Here is a 14,710-nt window from a genome sequence, read left to right on the forward strand (position 1 = left end):
CGGGGCAGGAAGCCAGCGGCCGAGCGGCCCGTGCAGGAGAGTCACGAGGAGATCGTTTCAGCCCAGTGACAGAACGACCAGCGCCGTGGTCGCCGCCGTCTCCGCCAGACCGCCGAAGACGTCCCCCGTGACCCCGCCGAACCGGCGCGTGCAGTGACGCAGCAGCACCTCGGCGGCGGCCAGGGCGAGGACGGCCGCGAGCACCGTGCGGATCACGCCGTACGGCCCGAAGAGGGCACCCGCCGCTGCCGCGGCCACCGTGACGGCCACCACGGCGAGCACCGCGCCCCGCACCGGCACCACGCCCGCGACCGCCGCGCCCAGCCCCTCCGGCCGGGCCGCCGGAACCCCGGCCCGGGCCGCCAGCGTAAGGGCCAGCCGGGCGAGGGCCGCCGCGACGACTGTGGCGCACGCGCCCCGGGCCCAGGAGGCGTCGTACGCCTGGGCGAGCGCGGCGACCTGTGCGAGCAGGACGAGGACGAGGGTGATGACCCCGAACGGCCCGATGTCGGACTGCTTCATGATCCGCAGCGCGTCCTCGGCGGGCTTCCCGCTGCCCAGCCCGTCGGCGGTGTCCGCGAGCCCGTCGAGATGCAGCCCCCGGGTGAGGGCGGCCGGCACGGCGGCACTCGCCACGGCGGCGAGAGGTGCGCCCGCGCCGAGGAACAGCAGCGCCAGCCCGAGCCCGGCGGCGGCGGCACCGACCGCGAGACCCGCCAGCGGAGCGCACAGCATGCCGCCGCGTGCGGCCTCCCGGTCCCACCGGGTCACCCGGACGGGGATCACCGTGAGGGTGCCGAAGGCGAAGCGGAGGCCGTCGAAGGACGAGGTTCTGGGCACCGGCGCAGGCTACCGGCCGGTCAGGAGAGCGGGTACGGCAGCCGAGGATAAAGTTCACATATGGGATGGCTGGAGCGGAACATCATCGAACCCGGCAAGCTGCCGCTGCTTCTCGCTCTCGTCGCCTTCGTGCTGACCTTCCTGATCACCCGGCTCATCACCCGCCTCATCCGGGCGGGCAGAGGCCCCTTCGGCAACGTCAGCAGCGGTGGCGTCCATGTCCACCACGTGGTCCCCGGGGTCATCCTGACGATCGTCGGCGGCTTCGGCGCGGTGGCGGGCGGCCAGCACGGCTTCGGGTCGTGCCTGGCCGCGGTGCTCTTCGGCATCGGCGCCGGCCTCGTCCTCGACGAGTTCGCCCTGGTCCTGCATCTCGCCGACGTCTACTGGAGCCCCGACGGCCGCAAGAGCGTGGAGATGGTCGTCCTCACCGCCTCCCTGGTCGGCCTGCTCCTGATCGGCTTCTCGCCGCTGGGCGTCAACGACCTCGACGAGGACCAGCAGCAGAACCGCGCCGTCGTCCTGGTCAACGTCCTCGTCAACTTCGCGTTCGCCCTCATCGCCCTGTTCAAGGGCAAGGTCCGGCTCGCCGTCCTCGGCGTGATCATCCCGCTCGTCGCCCTGGTCGCGGCCGTACGGCTGGCCCGGCCCACCTCCCCGTGGGCCAAACGCTTCTACCGCAACAGGCCCCGCGCCCGGGCCAGATCCGCCCTGCGCTCCTACCACCACGACCGCCGCTGGGCGACTCCCATGCGAGCTGTTCAGGACTGGATCGGCGGCGCGCCCGACCCTGAGCCGACCCGCTCCCTCGAACGCCGCTGACGCAGCTCGCCCGCCGCGCACAGCACCAGTACCGCCACGATCGCCGCCAGGTGCTCCTTGCCCGCGAGGTTCTCCTTCAGTGCGACCTCGACCACCATCGCCACGATCACCACCGAGGCCGTGACGTACGCGCGGTGGCGCCGGCCCAGGAAGACGGCCAGGCCCACCACCGCCGCCGACGGCCCGGTGTCCACGACCCGGGCGTCCGAGGCGGGCAGCCCGAGCGGCGAGTCCGGGCCCAGCCAGATGCCCAGGCGCGCGTACAGCGTGCCCGCGAGCGTCGCGACGTAGGCGAGGGCCAGGGTGCGCCACCGGCCCAGGCACAGCTCGGCGATGCCGAAGACCAGCAGGATCTGGACGAGCGCGCCCCACACCGGAAGATCCAGCGCGGGCACGAAGAGCGACAGCGGCGTGCGCAGCAGCGCGAGCCACAACGGGTCCTCGGCACGCACGCCACCGGCGCTCTGCACGAGCTGGTAGCCCCACGCCTGGCTGTGCACGACGTGCAGCACGGCCGTGAGGCACACGGCCCCGACCGCCAACGGCGCGGCCCGCCACCGCCGCTCGGCCAGCGGCCCGCGCACCGCGGCGTACAGCGCACCCCATTCGGCGCGGGCCCAGCGGGCGAGCGTGGTCATCCGGCGGTCGTCCTCGTCCGTGCACGGCGTGGTCTGAGGGTGTCTGTGACTCGGTCAAACCGACACCACATTCCAAGACCGGCCGGAACGGGACGAAGTTGAGCCAGGCGTGAGTGACCTGGATCTCGGGACCGCTACTGCCCGGCGGGCGCCGCCTCCGAGGCCTCCGGCCCACCCGGCTCCTCGGACCCACCCGGCTCCTCGGCCCCCTCGGACTCCCCGGACCCCTTCGGTTCCTCGGACTCCTTCGGCTTCTCGGGCAGCTCCGCCGCCAGCGCGGCAGCGGCCTGCACGAGCGGCAGCGCCAGCAGGCCGCCCGCGCCCTCCCCGACGGTCACACCATGGGTGAGCAGCGGCTCCAGCGCCATCCGGTCCAGCGCCTTCGCCTGCCCGGGCTCGCCGCTGTCGTGCGCGGCCAGCCACCAGTCCGGCGCCCGGAACGCGATCCGCTGCCCGACCAGCGCGCACGCGGCCGCCACGACCCCGTCGAGCACCACCGGGAGCTTGCGCACCGCGCTCTGCAGCAGGAAGCCCGTCATCGCGGCGATGTCGGCCCCGCCGACCGCCGCCAGCAGCCGCAACTGGTCCCCGAGCACCGGACGCGCCCGGCGCAGCGCGTCGCGGATCGCCGCGCACTTGCGCATCCACGCCAGGTCGTCGATCGCCTGCCCGCCGCGCCCGGTCACGACCGACGCGTCGACCCCGCACAGCGCCGCGACCAGCACGCCCGCCACCGTGGTGCCGCCGACGCTCACATCGCCGAGCACCACCAGGTCCGTGCCCGAGTCGGCCTCCTCGTCGGCCACCGCGACCCCGGCCAGGAAGGCCGCCTCGGCCTCCTCGGGGGTCAGCGCGTCCTCGATGTCGATCCGCCCGCTGCCGCGCCGCACCCGGTGCCGTACGACGTCCGCCGGCAAGGCCTCGGGGTCGCAGTCCAGGGCCATGTCGACGACCCGCACCGGCACGCCCAGCCGCCGTGCCAGCACCGACACGGGCCGGCCGCCCTCCAGCACCTCGCGCACCGACTCCCCGGCGCTGCCCGCCGGCCGGGCCGAGACGCCCAGCTCGGCGATGCCGTGGTCACCGGCGAAGAGCACCACCCGCGGCCGTTCGACCGGCCGGACCGGCACGGCGGACTGCGCCGCCGCCAGCCACTCACCCAGTTCGTCGAGTCGGCCCAGCGACCCGGGCGGCACGATCTGTCGCTCCCGGCGCGCCTCGGCGTCACGGCGGATCCCGCCGTCCGGACGCTCGATCAGATCGGTGAAGTCGTCGAGATTAAGCGAGCTCATTCGCCGAACAGTACCGGCCCGGGTCGAACAGCACGGCGCCACATCACCACTCCGTGAGGGCGACGTCGTTGCACCCGAGATCGGCATCCCATACGTTCCGTTTTGCAGCGGATTGTCGTACACGGCCGTAGGCGGTCGTACGTGGTCGTACACGGTCGTGCGACGTCCCCGCCGTACGTCCTCGCCGTACGCCGTCGCGCCCGGGAGCCGCCCATGCCCGCACACCCCGCCTCGTCCGCACTCCCCGTCTCCCAGGCGACCGCACCGGTCCACGAACCGCGCCGGGAGGACTGCCCCTGGTGCGGCTCCGCACAGCTGCGGAACCGGCTGCGCACCGGTGACCTGCGGCAGTACAAGCCGGGCAGCTTCACCGTCGACGCGTGCCGGGAGTGCGGCCACACCTTCCAGAACCCCCGCCTCACGGTGGAGGGTCTCGCGCTCTACCACCGGACCGCGCGCGGGACGCCCAGGGACCCGGCGAGCGACGGCCTCCTCGCCCTGCGCGGCAGCCCCCGTCGCCACCGCTCGGCGGCCCGCGCGATGCTGCGCTGCGGCGAGCCGGAGAGCTGGCTGGACGTCGGGACGGGCCACGCCCGCTTCCCCGCCACGGCCCGTCAGTTCTTTCCCTACACCAGCTTCGACGGCCTCGACCCCACCCCGCGCGTGGTCCGCGCCCGCACGGCCGACCGCGTCGAGGAAGCCCACGTCGGCCGCCTGACGGACCCCCGGATCGCCGGCCCCCTGCGCGCCCGCTACGACGTGGTCAGCATGCTCCACCACCTGGAGGGCACGCCGGACCCCCGAGCGGAACTCCGGGCCGCCCTCTCCGTCCTGCGCCCGGGCGGCCACCTGCTCATCGAGACCCTGAGCCCCCGCAGCGTCTTCGCGGCCCTGCTGGGCCGCTGGTGGCTCCCCTACGACCAGCCGCGCCACCTGCACCTGCTGCCCCCGCAGAACGTCCGCGCGGAACTGGAGTCGGCCGGCTGCACGATCCTGACGCTCGACCACCGCCCGGTCCACGTCCCCCACGACCTCGCGGGCGCCACGTCCCTGGCCCTCTCCCACGCGCTGCCCGCCCCGGACACCCCCTGGCGGGCGATCCCCCCGCCCCCCGTGCAGCGGCACGCCCGAACGGCCCTGCTGCGCGCCGGCGCCCCCCTGGTGGCCGTGGCGGCACTGGCGGACCACCTCATCGCCCCGGTGGCCCGCCGCACGCGCTTCGCGAACACCTACCGGGTGATCGCCCGAACAGCTTTGTAGACGGAGGCTGAGGGGGAGGCGCCTCAGCCCCGCAGCACCATCGCCTGCCCCGCCACCACCAGCAGCAGATGCTCACACTCGTCCGCGAACCGCGCGTTCAGCCGCCCGAGTTCATCCCGGTAGCGCCTTCCCGACGCGGTCGACGGCACGATCCCGGACCCCACCTCGTTCGACACGGCGACCACCGTCCGCCGGGTGACCCGCACCGCCTCCGTGAGCTCGCGCACCCGCTCCCGCAGCACCTTCTCCCCGCGCTCCGCCCACACCGCGTCGTCCCACGCCCCGGCGGAGTCCATCGCGTCGGTCAGCCACAAGGACAGACAGTCGATCAGCAGGGGCGGCCCCTCGGCCTCCAGCAACGGCACCAGATCGCAGGTCTCGACCGTCCGCCACGACCCCGGCCGCCGGTCCCGGTGGGCCGCCACCCGCGAGGACCACTCCGTGTCCCCGTTGCGCGACCCGCCCGTCGCCACGTACAGCACGTCCGGGAAGGCCTCCAGCCTCCGCTCGGCCTCCACCGACTTGCCCGACCGCGCCCCGCCCAGCACCAGGGTCCGCCGCGGCACGTCCGGCACGTCCTCGTACGCACCCACCACCAGCGTCACCCCGTCCGGCACGGCCCGCGCCCCGGCCGCCGCGAGCCGCCGCCCGAGCTCGGGGCCGGGCGGCAGGTCGTGATCCAGGTGAACGGCGACCACGTCGGTCGTCGGCCCGACCGCCCCCACCGCCCGCAGCCTGGCCAGCGCGTCCGGCCGCCCCACGACGTCCGCGAGGACCATGTCGTACGACTCGGCCGGCTGCTCCAGACCCGCCGGCGCTCCGCCCGGCGGCAGATACAGCAGCCGTTGTCCCTCCGGCCCGGTCACCGCGTACCCCGTGCCCGGCGCGTCCAGCGCCACCGCCCGCACCCGGTGCCCCGTCAGCAGCGTCAACTCCCGCCCGTCCGGCACCCGTCCGGGCTGCGGCAGCCCGGCGGGCACCTCGACCGCAGGCCCGTCGTGGGGATGCGACAGCAGCACCTGCCGTACACCGGTCAGGGAACGCCCCGCCCGCGCCGCCGCGAACGCCGCGCCCGGCGTCAGGTCGAGCAGCAGCGCCCCGTCCAGGAGCAGCGAGGTGGCCGCCCGCGCGTCGGGACCGAGGGCGGCCGCACAGGCCGCGCAGGGACAGTCGGGGCGGGGGAGTCCCGCGGGGGCGCCGGTGCCGAGCAGAGTGAGTTCCACGCAACGATTCTCACCCGTGAGCATGGGACACGCGTGATGGAGACGCCCCTGAAGGGGCGCGGGGAACTGCGCGACCAGCCCGCAACAACCCGAACGCGCCCGATTACGCGCACTCGCAAGGCCTATAACGCCCCACCCGGCGGAGCGCTTACGCTCTGAGGAGGAGCCGGACCAAGATCCGGCTTTCGCTGTGCAGTGTGCTCACACACATGGGAGGCGTACATGGCGGCATGGACGTGGCGGTTCGAGAAGACCGACGGGACGGAGGTCCAGCCCGCGGTGCCGCCGGAGGAGTTCCCCACCCAGGGGGACGCCGAGTCCTGGATCGGAGAGCACTGGAAGGCCCTCCAGGAGGGCGGTGCCGACCAGGTGCGACTGTTCGAGGACGCCACGGAGATCTACGGGCCGATGAGCCTGCACGCGGCCGAGGCGTGAGCCCGGAGGGGGCGGGGGCCGTCGGCCCCCGCCCCCCTTCCGTGTGTCAGCCGCGCACGCCGCACAGGTGCAGCAGCGCGGCCACCCCGCGGTACGGATCCGTCCGCCCGGCCTTCTCCTCCACCGCGAGCAGCGTCTCCACGTCGGCCGGCACCTCCGCGCCGTCCGCCGCCGTGTCGGTGAACACCCGAACCCCGTACCAGGCGTGCAGCGGCGCCCCGATCCCCGCGAGCGTCGACGTCAGGTCCTTCAGCCGGTCGGCCCGCACGTCGAGCCCCAGCCGGTTGCGGTAGGAGACGGTGTCGAAGGCCGTCAGCGCCCCCGACCAGTCACCGGACAGGCCCGGCCGGATCGCGAGCGCGTCGCCGTTGCGCACCAGCAGGGACAGCAGCCCGCCGGGCGCGAGCATCCGCGCGAGCCCCGCCAGCAGCGGGTCGGGCTCCTCCACGTACATCAGGACGCCGTGGCACAGCACCACGTCGAAACTGCCCGGCAGGAAGTGCACGCCGGTGTCCCGGCCGTCGCCCTCGATGATCCGCATCCGCTCCCGGATGCCCTCCGGCTCCCCGGAGAGGGACTCCCGGGCCACGGCGACCATCGTCGCGTCCTGCTCCAGACCGGTCACCTGGTGCCCGGCCCGGGCCAGCCGCAGCGCCTGCGTGCCCTGGCCCATCCCCACGTCGAGCACCCGCAGGCGCCGACCGACCGGGAACCGGCCGACTATCTGCTCGTCCAGCTGGCGGGCCACCAGCTCCTGACGGACGACATCGCGCAGCCCGCCCAGCTTGTCCAGCCAGGCATCCGCCGCACCCCCGGAGAACGGCGTCGTGGTCAGGGCCGCTCTCCGCGCTTGACCTGCGGCTTCGGCAACCGGAGCCGGCGCATCTGGAGGGAACGCATCAGGGCGTAGGCGACGGCGCCGCGCTTGTTCTCACCCGCGAAGCGCTCGTTCAGCTGCTTCTTCAGCCGGAAGGACGTGACGAACGAGTCGAGCACGATCAGCACGATCACCACGAGCCACAGCAGCAGCGCGATGTTCTGCAGCGCCGCCACCCGCACCATGCTCAGCACGAGGATGACCACGGCCATCGGCAGGAAGAACTCCGCGATGTTGAACCGCGAGTCGACGAAGTCGCGCGCGAACCGGCGGACCGGTCCCTTGTCACGCGCGGGCAGATACCGCTCGTCGCCGCTCGCCAGCGCCTGGCGCTGCCGCTCCATCGCGGTACGGCGCTCCGCGCGCTGTCGCTTGGCGGCCTCCTTGCGCGTCGTCGACGTGTTGGCCACGCTGCGGCGCTGCGACTGGGCCGCGCTGCGCTTGGGCGTGGGGCGGCCCTTGGGGGCCTCGGGGTGACGGGGCTGACTGGAGTCGGTCACCGGCGCCTTGTCGGCGTCCTGGGCCTTCTCATCCTTCGCACGGCTACGGAACACAAAACCCAAGGGTAAGGGCTTCCGGGCATGGACCCCAGCCCGGTGGGGAACGATCCGGCAACACCAGTCGTCAGTAAGGGGGACAGAGGGGACGTTGCGTACGCCTCCGGATGGTCCCCGGGGTGTACGGCTCCGGAGATCCCGGGGACCACCTACTCCCTACGCCGGAGCGGGAGCGCACGCAGTCGTCCTTGGGGATGAGCGCATCCGTCCCCGAACAGTGCGGTAATGGATGCAGGGCCCGTACTGTGGGTTCTGTCGCAGGAGCAGCTGCCGGAGTCGGTCAGAAGGGGGCGCGCGAAGCCCATGAGCGGTGTCATGAAGCGTATGGGGATGATCTTCCGCGCGAAGGCGAACAAGGCCCTTGACCGGGCCGAGGACCCGCGCGAGACCCTCGATTACTCGTACCAGAAGCAGCTGGAGCTGCTGCAGAAGGTCCGCCGTGGCGTGGCCGACGTGGCGACCTCCCGCAAGCGCCTGGAACTGCAGCTGAACCAGCTGCAGTCGCAGTCCGGCAAGCTGGAGGACCAGGGCCGCAAGGCGCTCGCGCTGGGCCGCGAGGACCTGGCCCGGGAGGCGCTCTCCCGCCGGGCCGCGCTGCAGCAGCAGGTGACCGACCTGGAGACCCAGCACGCGACGCTCCAGGGCGAGGAGGAGAAGCTCACCCTCGCGGCCCAGCGGCTGCAGGCCAAGGTCGACGCCTTCCGTACGAAGAAGGAGACCATCAAGGCCACGTACACGGCGGCGCAGGCGCAGACCCGGATCGGCGAGGCCTTCTCCGGCATCTCCGAGGAGATGGGCGACGTGGGCCTGGCGATCCAGCGCGCCGAGGACAAGACGGCCCAGCTCCAGGCCCGCGCCGGCGCCATCGACGAGCTGCTCGCCTCCGGCGCCCTCGACGACCCCTCCGGCATGCACAAGGACGACATCCAGGCCGAGCTGGACCGGCTCTCCGGTGGTACGGATGTAGAGCTGGAGCTGCAGCGCATGAAGGCCGAGCTGGCCGGAGGCCCGAGCAGCGGGCAGCAGGCCCTCGAAGGTGGCACGAGCCAGCAGCAGGCCCAGCAGCAGCCGCAGGACACCCCGCGCTTCGACAAGCAGTAGGGGTCCACGCCTAGGAGGGCGACATGATCGTACGGATCATGGGGGAGGGCCAGGTGAGTCTGGCCGACGGCCACCTCGCCGAGCTGAACAAGCTGGACGACGAACTCCTGGCGGAAATGGAGAACGGCGACGGCCCCGGCTTCCGCCGCACCCTCCAGGCCCTCCTGGCCAGGGTCCGCGACCTCGGCGACCCCCTCCCGGACGACTCCCTGGAACCGTCGGAACTGATCCTGCCGTCTCCCGACGCGACCTTGGAGGAGGTCCGGGAGCTCCTCAGCGACGACGGCTTGATTCCGGGTTAGCCCCGTGCCGGCCCAGGGCGGCACTCCGGCACGCCGGGCTGCGGACGCACCCGGCCCCGACGCCGAGCGCCGTACAACCGGCCTCGCGACCCCGCCCCCCCATACCCCCGCACACCCACCCCGGCTACCGTAAACCCCCGTGAGCACCCTCGCGCGGGCCCGATGCCAGGCCAAGGCGCACCCCCTGGCCATGGACGCCGTCCTGGCCGCGGCCGTCCTGACCTGCATGGTCGCCGGTTCCTTCGTGGAGCCCCGGCACCAGCACAGCGTCAGCTGGGCCCTGCGCACCCCCGACCCTCTCAGCCTCGTCCTCATGGCCCTCGGCGCCGCGACGCTGGTCTTCCGGCGCCGCGCCCCCATGACGGTCCTCGCCCTCACCGGCACCCTCTCCGTCATCGAGTCCCTCACCGGCGACCCCCGCGCCCCCGTCGCGATGTCCGCCGTCATCGCGCTCTACACCGTCGCCTCCACCACCGACCGCCCCACCACCTGGCGCGTCGGCCTGCTCACCATGACCGTGCTGACCGGCGCCGCCATGTCGGCCGGCCCCTTGCCCTGGTACGCCCAGGAGAATCTCGCGATCTTCGCCTGGACCGGCATCGGCGCCACCGCCGGCGACGCCGTCCGCAGCCGCCGCGCCTTCGTCCAGGCGATCAGGGAACGCGCCGAACGGGCCGAGCGCACCCGCGAGGAGGAGGCCCGCCGCCGCGTCGCCGAGGAACGCCTGCGCATCGCCCGGGACCTGCACGACGTCGTCGCCCACCACATCGCCCTGGTCAACGTGCAGGCGGGGGTCGCCGCCCACGTCATGGACAAGCGCCCCGACCAGGCCAAGGAAGCCCTCGGGCACGTCCGCGAGGCCAGCCGCTCCGCGCTCAACGAACTCCGCGCCACCGTCGGCCTGCTCCGGCAGTCGGACGACCCCGAGGCCCCCACCGAACCCGCCCCGGGCCTGGACCGCCTCGACGAACTCACCGGCACCTTCCGCAACGCCGGCCTGCACATCGAGGTCGCCCGCGCCGACCAGGGCACCACCCTGCCCGCGGCCGTCGACCTGGCCGCCTACCGGATCATCCAGGAGGCCCTCACCAACGTGCAGAAGCACGCCGGGCCCCAGGCCAAGGCGGAGGTCAGCGTCGTCCGCGTCGGACCGCACATCGAGATCACCGTGCTCGACGACGGCAGCGGCGAGCACGAGCCCCAGGACAGCGGCGGCGGCCACGGACTGCTCGGCATGCGCGAACGCGTCACCGCCCTGCGCGGCACCCTCACCACCGGTCCCCGCTACGGCGGCGGCTTCCGCGTCCATGCGATCCTGCCGGTCAAGAACCGCACACCGACCGGGGAGGACCCCGCATGACCATCCGTGTCCTGCTCGCCGACGACCAGGCGCTGCTGCGCAGCGCCTTTCGTGTGCTCGTCGACTCGGAGCCCGACATGGAGGTGGTCGGCGAGGCCTCCGACGGCGCGGAAGCGGTCCGGCTGACGAAGGAGCAGCAGGCCGACGTCGTCCTCATGGACATCCGCATGCCCGGCACCGACGGGCTCGCCGCGACCCGCATGATCAGCGCCGACCCCGACCTCTCCGACGTCCGGGTCGTCATCCTGACGACCTTCGAGGTCGACGACTACGTCGTGCAGTCGCTGCGGGCCGGCGCCTCCGGCTTCCTCGGCAAGGGCTCCGAACCCGAGGAGCTGCTGAACGCCATCCGCATCGCGGCCGGTGGCCAGGCCCTGCTCTCCCCGGCGGCCACCACGGGTCTGATCGCCCGGTTCCTCGCCACGGACGACCCGGCCGACGGCGACAGCGACCCGGCTCGCGGCGAGCGGCTCGACTCGCTCACCGTCCGGGAGCGCGAGGTGCTGGTCCTGGTCGCCGGCGGGCACTCCAACGACGAGATCGCCGAGCGCCTCGAAGTCAGCCCGCTGACCGTGAAGACGCACGTCAACCGGGCCATGGCCAAGCTGGGCGCCCGCGACCGCGCCCAGCTCGTGGTGACCGCGTACGAGTCCGGCCTGGTCCGACCAAGGGTGGAGTGAGCTCGACCCGGGCGTACTGCGGCCGGAGTATGCGCCGCATAAGGAAATGGACCTGGGGTCTACGAAACACCGTCCCCCCATGGCTCAGGGTGTAGGGGCGGGCGCTCATCTGCGCGCCCGCTGCCGCTTCTGCCGTTAACAGAAGAGAGACCTTCACCCATGTCCTGGCTGTCCAGGTTCAGCCTCGCGCAACGGGCCTTGATCGGGCTGATGTCGATCATCGCGCTCGTCTTCGGGGCGATCGCGATACCCCAGCTCAAGCAGCAGCTGCTGCCCACCATCGAACTGCCCATGGTGTCCGTGCTGGCGCCGTACCAGGGCGCGTCGCCGGACGTGGTCGAGAAGCAGGTCGTCGAACCCATCGAGGACAGCCTCGAAGGCGTCGACGGCATCAGCGGCGTCACCTCCACCGCCAGCGAGGGCAACGCCGTGATCATGGCGTCCTTCGACTACGGCAACGGCACCGAGCAGCTGGTCGCCGACGTCCAGCAGGCCGTCAACCGGGCCCGCGTCCAGCTTCCGGACGACGTCGACCCGCAGGTCGTCGCCGGTTCCACGGACGACATCCCGACCGTCGTCCTCGCCGTCACCTCCGGCCGTGACCAGCAGGCCCTGGCCGACCAGCTCGACAAGACCGTCGTGCCGGACCTCAAGAGCATCGACGGCGTCGGCCAGGTCACCGTCGACGGTGTGCGCGACCTCCAGGTCACCGTCACGCCCGACGACGCCAAGCTCGCCAAGGCGGGTCTGACCTCGCAGTCCCTCTCCCAGGCGCTCCAGGCGGGCGGCGCGACCGTCCCGGCCGGCTCCTTCGACGAGGACGGCGCCAACCGCACGGTCCAGGTCGGCGGGGGCCTGACCTCGCTGCGCCAGATCCAGGACCTGATGGTCACGGGCGAGCCCGGCAAGGGCAAGCCGGTGCGCCTCGGTGACGTCGCCACCGTGAAGCAGCAGGAGGCCACGGCCGACTCCATCACCCGCACCGACGGCAAGCCGAGCCTCTCGGTCGCCGTGACGATGGACCGCGACGGCAGCGCGGTCGCCATCTCCGACGCCGTCCAGGACAAGCTCCCGGACCTCCGCAAGGACCTCGGGTCCGGCGCGAACCTCACGGTCGTCAGCGACCAGGGCCCGGCCGTGTCCAAGTCCATCAAGGGCCTGACCACCGAAGGTGCGCTCGGTCTGCTCTTCGCCGTCCTGGTGATCCTCGTCTTCCTGGCGTCGATCCGCTCGACCCTCGTGACGGCGGTGTCCATCCCGCTGTCCGTGGTCCTCGCCCTGATCGTGCTGTGGACGCGCGACCTGTCGCTGAACGTCCTCACCCTGGGCGCCCTGACCATCGCCATCGGCCGGGTCGTCGACGACTCGATCGTGGTCCTGGAGAACATCAAGCGCCACCTCGGCTACGGCGAGGAGCGCCACTCGGCCATCCTCAACGCCGTGCGCGAGGTCGCGGGCGCGGTGACGTCCTCGACGCTCACCACGGTCGCGGTGTTCCTGCCGATCGGACTGGTCGGCGGCATGGTGGGCGAACTGTTCGGCTCGTTCAGCCTGACGGTCACGGCCGCGCTGCTGGCGTCGCTCCTCGTCTCCCTGACGGTCGTACCGGTGTTGTCGTACTGGTTCCTGCGGCCCCCGAAGGGCACCCCCGAGGACGCGGACGAGGCACGCCGGATCGCTGAGGAGAAGGAGGCCAAGAGCCGCCTCCAGCGCATCTACGTCCCTGTCCTGCGCTTCGCGACCCGCCGCCGCCTCACCAGCGTGGCCATCGCGATCGTCGTCCTGGTCGGCACGTTCGGCATGGCGCCGCTGCTGAAGACGAACTTCTTCGACCAGGGCGAGCAGGAAGTCCTCACCGTCAAGCAGGAGCTGAAGCCCGGCACCAGCCTGGCGGCCACCGACGCCCAGGCGAAGAAGGTCGAGCGGCTGCTCGCCGGTACCGAGGGCGTGAAGGACTACCAGGTCACGGTCGGCTCGTCCGGATTCATGGCGGCCTTCGGCGGCGGCACGGACACCAACCAGGCCTCGTACCAGGTGATGCTGGACGACTCGGCGTCCTACGAGGACGTCCAGAGCAGCATCGAGAAGGGCCTGGCCGGGCTGAAGGGCATCGGCACGACCACCGTCGCCGCCGGTGACGGCTTCGGCAGCCAGGACCTCAGCGTGGTCGTGAAGGCCGCCGACGCCGACGTCCTGCGCGCCGCGTCCGAGGAGGTCCGCAAGACGGTCGCCTCGCTCGACGACGTCACGGACGTCAGCAGCGACCTCGCGACCAGCGTGCCGCGCATCTCGGTCAAGGCCAACGACAAGGCTGCCGCGGCCGGGTTCAACGACCAGACGCTCGGCGCCGCCGTCGCCCAGGCCGTTCGCGGCACCACCGCGGCCAAGGCGGTCCTGGACGACACCGAGCGCGATGTCGTCATCCGCTCGGCCAAGCCCGCCAAGACCCTGAAGCAGCTTCAGGAACTGCGCCTCGGCGGCGCGGTGAAGCTCGGCGACATCGCCACGGTGAAGCAGGTCGACGGCCCGGTCTCGATGACCCGCATCGACGGCCAGCGCGCGGCCACCGTCACCGCGAAGCCGACCGGCGACAACACCGGCGCGGTCAGCGCCCAGCTCCAGTCGAAGATCAACGCGCTGAAGCTCCCGGACGGCGCCACGGCGTCGATCGGCGGTGTCTCCGAGGACCAGGACGAGGCGTTCGCCAACCTGGGCCTGGCGATGCTGGCGGCCATCGCGATCGTCTTCATGCTGCTGGTCGGCACCTTCAAGTCCCTGGTCCAGCCGCTGATCCTGCTCGTCTCCATCCCGTTCGCCGCCACCGGCGCGATCGGCCTGCTGATCGCCACCGGCACCCCGATGGGCGTCCCGGCCATGATCGGCATGCTGATGCTGATCGGCATCGTGGTGACGAACGCGATCGTGCTGATCGACCTGATCAACCAGTACCGCAAGCAGGGTCACGGCGTCGTCGAGGCCGTGATCGAGGGCGGCCGGCACCGGCTGCGCCCGATCCTCATGACCGCCCTGGCGACGATCTTCGCCCTGCTGCCCATGGCCCTCGGCATCACCGGCGAGGGCGGCTTCATCGCCCAGCCGCTGGCCGTGGTCGTGATCGGCGGCCTGGTCACGTCGACGCTGCTGACGCTGCTGCTGGTCCCGACGCTGTACGCGATGGTCGAACTCCGCAAGGAGCGCCGGGCGAAGAAGCGCGCGGCGAAGAAGGGCCTCCCGGCCCAGCGGACGGACGCGGCGGAGCCGGAGCGCGCGGGCGTGTGACGGCCTGACCCGGCGGCGGCCGGGCACCGGCCTTCACGGACGGT

General features: G+C 72.7%; 14 protein-coding genes. 8 read left to right on the forward strand and 6 right to left on the reverse strand.

All coding sequences use genetic code 11. The features are described 5' to 3' along the window. Nucleotides 1-57 precede the first annotated feature (57 nt). Nucleotides 58-840, reverse strand: a complete 783-nt coding sequence (locus ABT116_RS08075) for an adenosylcobinamide-GDP ribazoletransferase (RefSeq protein ID WP_351629501.1) — start codon at nucleotides 838-840, stop codon at nucleotides 58-60. A gap of 60 nt (nucleotides 841-900) precedes the next feature. Between ABT116_RS08075 and ABT116_RS08080 the strand changes: the two genes are divergently transcribed. Further along, entirely contained in the window at nucleotides 901-1,662 is a 762-nt protein-coding gene (locus ABT116_RS08080; RefSeq protein WP_351629504.1) for a hypothetical protein, read from the forward strand. Here the strand turns inward: ABT116_RS08080 and ABT116_RS08085 are convergent. Together ABT116_RS08085 and cobT are read right to left on the reverse strand one after the other, a co-directional pair. Next, on the reverse strand, nucleotides 1,602-2,300 hold the full coding sequence (locus tag ABT116_RS08085) for a hypothetical protein (protein WP_351629505.1): 699 nt from the start codon (nucleotides 2,298-2,300) through the stop codon (nucleotides 1,602-1,604). The two genes, ABT116_RS08080 and ABT116_RS08085, sit on opposite strands and share 61 nt — an antisense overlap. Before the next feature lie 134 nt (nucleotides 2,301-2,434). Next, a complete protein-coding gene (gene cobT, locus ABT116_RS08090; RefSeq protein ID WP_351629507.1) occupies nucleotides 2,435-3,592 on the reverse strand; it encodes a nicotinate-nucleotide--dimethylbenzimidazole phosphoribosyltransferase in 1,158 nt (385 codons plus the stop codon). A 213-nt stretch (nucleotides 3,593-3,805) separates the two neighbouring features. On the opposite strand from cobT, the gene ABT116_RS08095 reads away from it, so the two are divergent. Next, nucleotides 3,806-4,852: a class I SAM-dependent methyltransferase gene (locus tag ABT116_RS08095; RefSeq protein WP_351629509.1), complete on the forward strand. Its 1,047-nt coding sequence runs from the start codon at nucleotides 3,806-3,808 to the stop codon at nucleotides 4,850-4,852. Between the two features lie 23 nt (nucleotides 4,853-4,875). Here the strand turns inward: ABT116_RS08095 and ABT116_RS08100 are convergent, their stop codons facing one another. Continuing rightward, nucleotides 4,876-6,075: a bifunctional adenosylcobinamide kinase/adenosylcobinamide-phosphate guanylyltransferase gene (locus ABT116_RS08100; RefSeq protein ID WP_351629511.1), complete on the reverse strand. Its 1,200-nt coding sequence runs from the start codon at nucleotides 6,073-6,075 to the stop codon at nucleotides 4,876-4,878. A gap of 222 nt (nucleotides 6,076-6,297) precedes the next feature. On the opposite strand from ABT116_RS08100, the gene ABT116_RS08105 reads away from it, so the two are divergent. Beyond that, complete coding sequence (locus ABT116_RS08105) at nucleotides 6,298-6,510, forward strand: hypothetical protein (RefSeq protein WP_062926420.1); 213 nt, start codon at nucleotides 6,298-6,300, stop codon at nucleotides 6,508-6,510. 46 nt (nucleotides 6,511-6,556) lie between these two features. On the opposite strand, the gene ABT116_RS08110 is transcribed toward ABT116_RS08105, so the two are convergent. Together ABT116_RS08110 and ABT116_RS08115 are read right to left on the reverse strand one after the other, a co-directional pair. Beyond that, complete coding sequence (locus ABT116_RS08110; RefSeq protein WP_351629514.1) at nucleotides 6,557-7,258, reverse strand: class I SAM-dependent methyltransferase; 702 nt, start codon at nucleotides 7,256-7,258, stop codon at nucleotides 6,557-6,559. Between the two features lie 83 nt (nucleotides 7,259-7,341). Then, nucleotides 7,342-7,941 carry a DUF3043 domain-containing protein gene (locus ABT116_RS08115; protein WP_344457273.1) on the reverse strand — a complete coding sequence of 200 codons (600 nt, stop codon included), beginning with the start codon at nucleotides 7,939-7,941 and terminating at the stop codon, nucleotides 7,342-7,344. A 318-nt stretch (nucleotides 7,942-8,259) separates the two neighbouring features. On the opposite strand from ABT116_RS08115, the gene ABT116_RS08120 reads away from it, so the two are divergent. From ABT116_RS08120 to ABT116_RS08140, 5 genes are all read left to right on the forward strand, one after another. Continuing rightward, the gene (locus tag ABT116_RS08120; RefSeq protein ID WP_351629517.1) at nucleotides 8,260-9,045 is read left to right on the forward strand and encodes a PspA/IM30 family protein; all 786 of its coding nucleotides are present in this window, start codon (nucleotides 8,260-8,262) and stop codon (nucleotides 9,043-9,045) included. Nucleotides 9,046-9,068: 23 nt separating this feature from the next. Further along, on the forward strand, nucleotides 9,069-9,347 hold the full coding sequence (pspAA, locus tag ABT116_RS08125) for a PspA-associated protein PspAA (protein WP_175432129.1): 279 nt from the start codon (nucleotides 9,069-9,071) through the stop codon (nucleotides 9,345-9,347). A 139-nt stretch (nucleotides 9,348-9,486) separates the two neighbouring features. Then, the gene (locus ABT116_RS08130) at nucleotides 9,487-10,707 is read left to right on the forward strand and encodes a sensor histidine kinase (RefSeq protein ID WP_351629520.1); all 1,221 of its coding nucleotides are present in this window, start codon (nucleotides 9,487-9,489) and stop codon (nucleotides 10,705-10,707) included. Next, nucleotides 10,704-11,387, forward strand: a complete 684-nt coding sequence (locus ABT116_RS08135; protein WP_351629523.1) for a response regulator — start codon at nucleotides 10,704-10,706, stop codon at nucleotides 11,385-11,387. Before ABT116_RS08130 ends, ABT116_RS08135 begins: the two co-directional genes overlap by 4 nt. Nucleotides 11,388-11,546: 159 nt before the next feature. Then, nucleotides 11,547-14,666, forward strand: a complete 3,120-nt coding sequence (locus tag ABT116_RS08140; RefSeq protein ID WP_351629526.1) for an efflux RND transporter permease subunit — start codon at nucleotides 11,547-11,549, stop codon at nucleotides 14,664-14,666. Nucleotides 14,667-14,710: the final 44 nt, after the last annotated feature.

The organism is Streptomyces sp. NPDC002130 (genome assembly GCF_040296465.1).
Taxonomy (GTDB): Bacteria; Actinomycetota; Actinomycetes; order Streptomycetales; family Streptomycetaceae; genus Streptomyces.

Bases quoted from the DNA above. Each gene is read 5' to 3' on its own strand.
- ABT116_RS08080 (WP_351629504.1), top strand. From the start codon at position 901: ATGGGATGGCTGGAGCGGAACATCATCGAACCCGGCAAGCTGCCGCTG.
- ABT116_RS08085 (WP_351629505.1), bottom strand. From the start codon at position 2,300: ATGACCACGCTCGCCCGCTGGGCCCGCGCCGAATGGGGTGCGCTGTAC.
- cobT (WP_351629507.1), bottom strand. From the start codon at position 3,592: ATGAGCTCGCTTAATCTCGACGACTTCACCGATCTGATCGAGCGTCCG.
- ABT116_RS08095 (WP_351629509.1), top strand. From the start codon at position 3,806: ATGCCCGCACACCCCGCCTCGTCCGCACTCCCCGTCTCCCAGGCGACC.
- ABT116_RS08105 (WP_062926420.1), top strand. From the start codon at position 6,298: ATGGCGGCATGGACGTGGCGGTTCGAGAAGACCGACGGGACGGAGGTC.
- ABT116_RS08120 (WP_351629517.1), top strand. From the start codon at position 8,260: ATGAAGCGTATGGGGATGATCTTCCGCGCGAAGGCGAACAAGGCCCTT.
- pspAA (WP_175432129.1), top strand. From the start codon at position 9,069: ATGATCGTACGGATCATGGGGGAGGGCCAGGTGAGTCTGGCCGACGGC.
- ABT116_RS08135 (WP_351629523.1), top strand. From the start codon at position 10,704: ATGACCATCCGTGTCCTGCTCGCCGACGACCAGGCGCTGCTGCGCAGC.
- ABT116_RS08140 (WP_351629526.1), top strand. From the start codon at position 11,547: ATGTCCTGGCTGTCCAGGTTCAGCCTCGCGCAACGGGCCTTGATCGGG.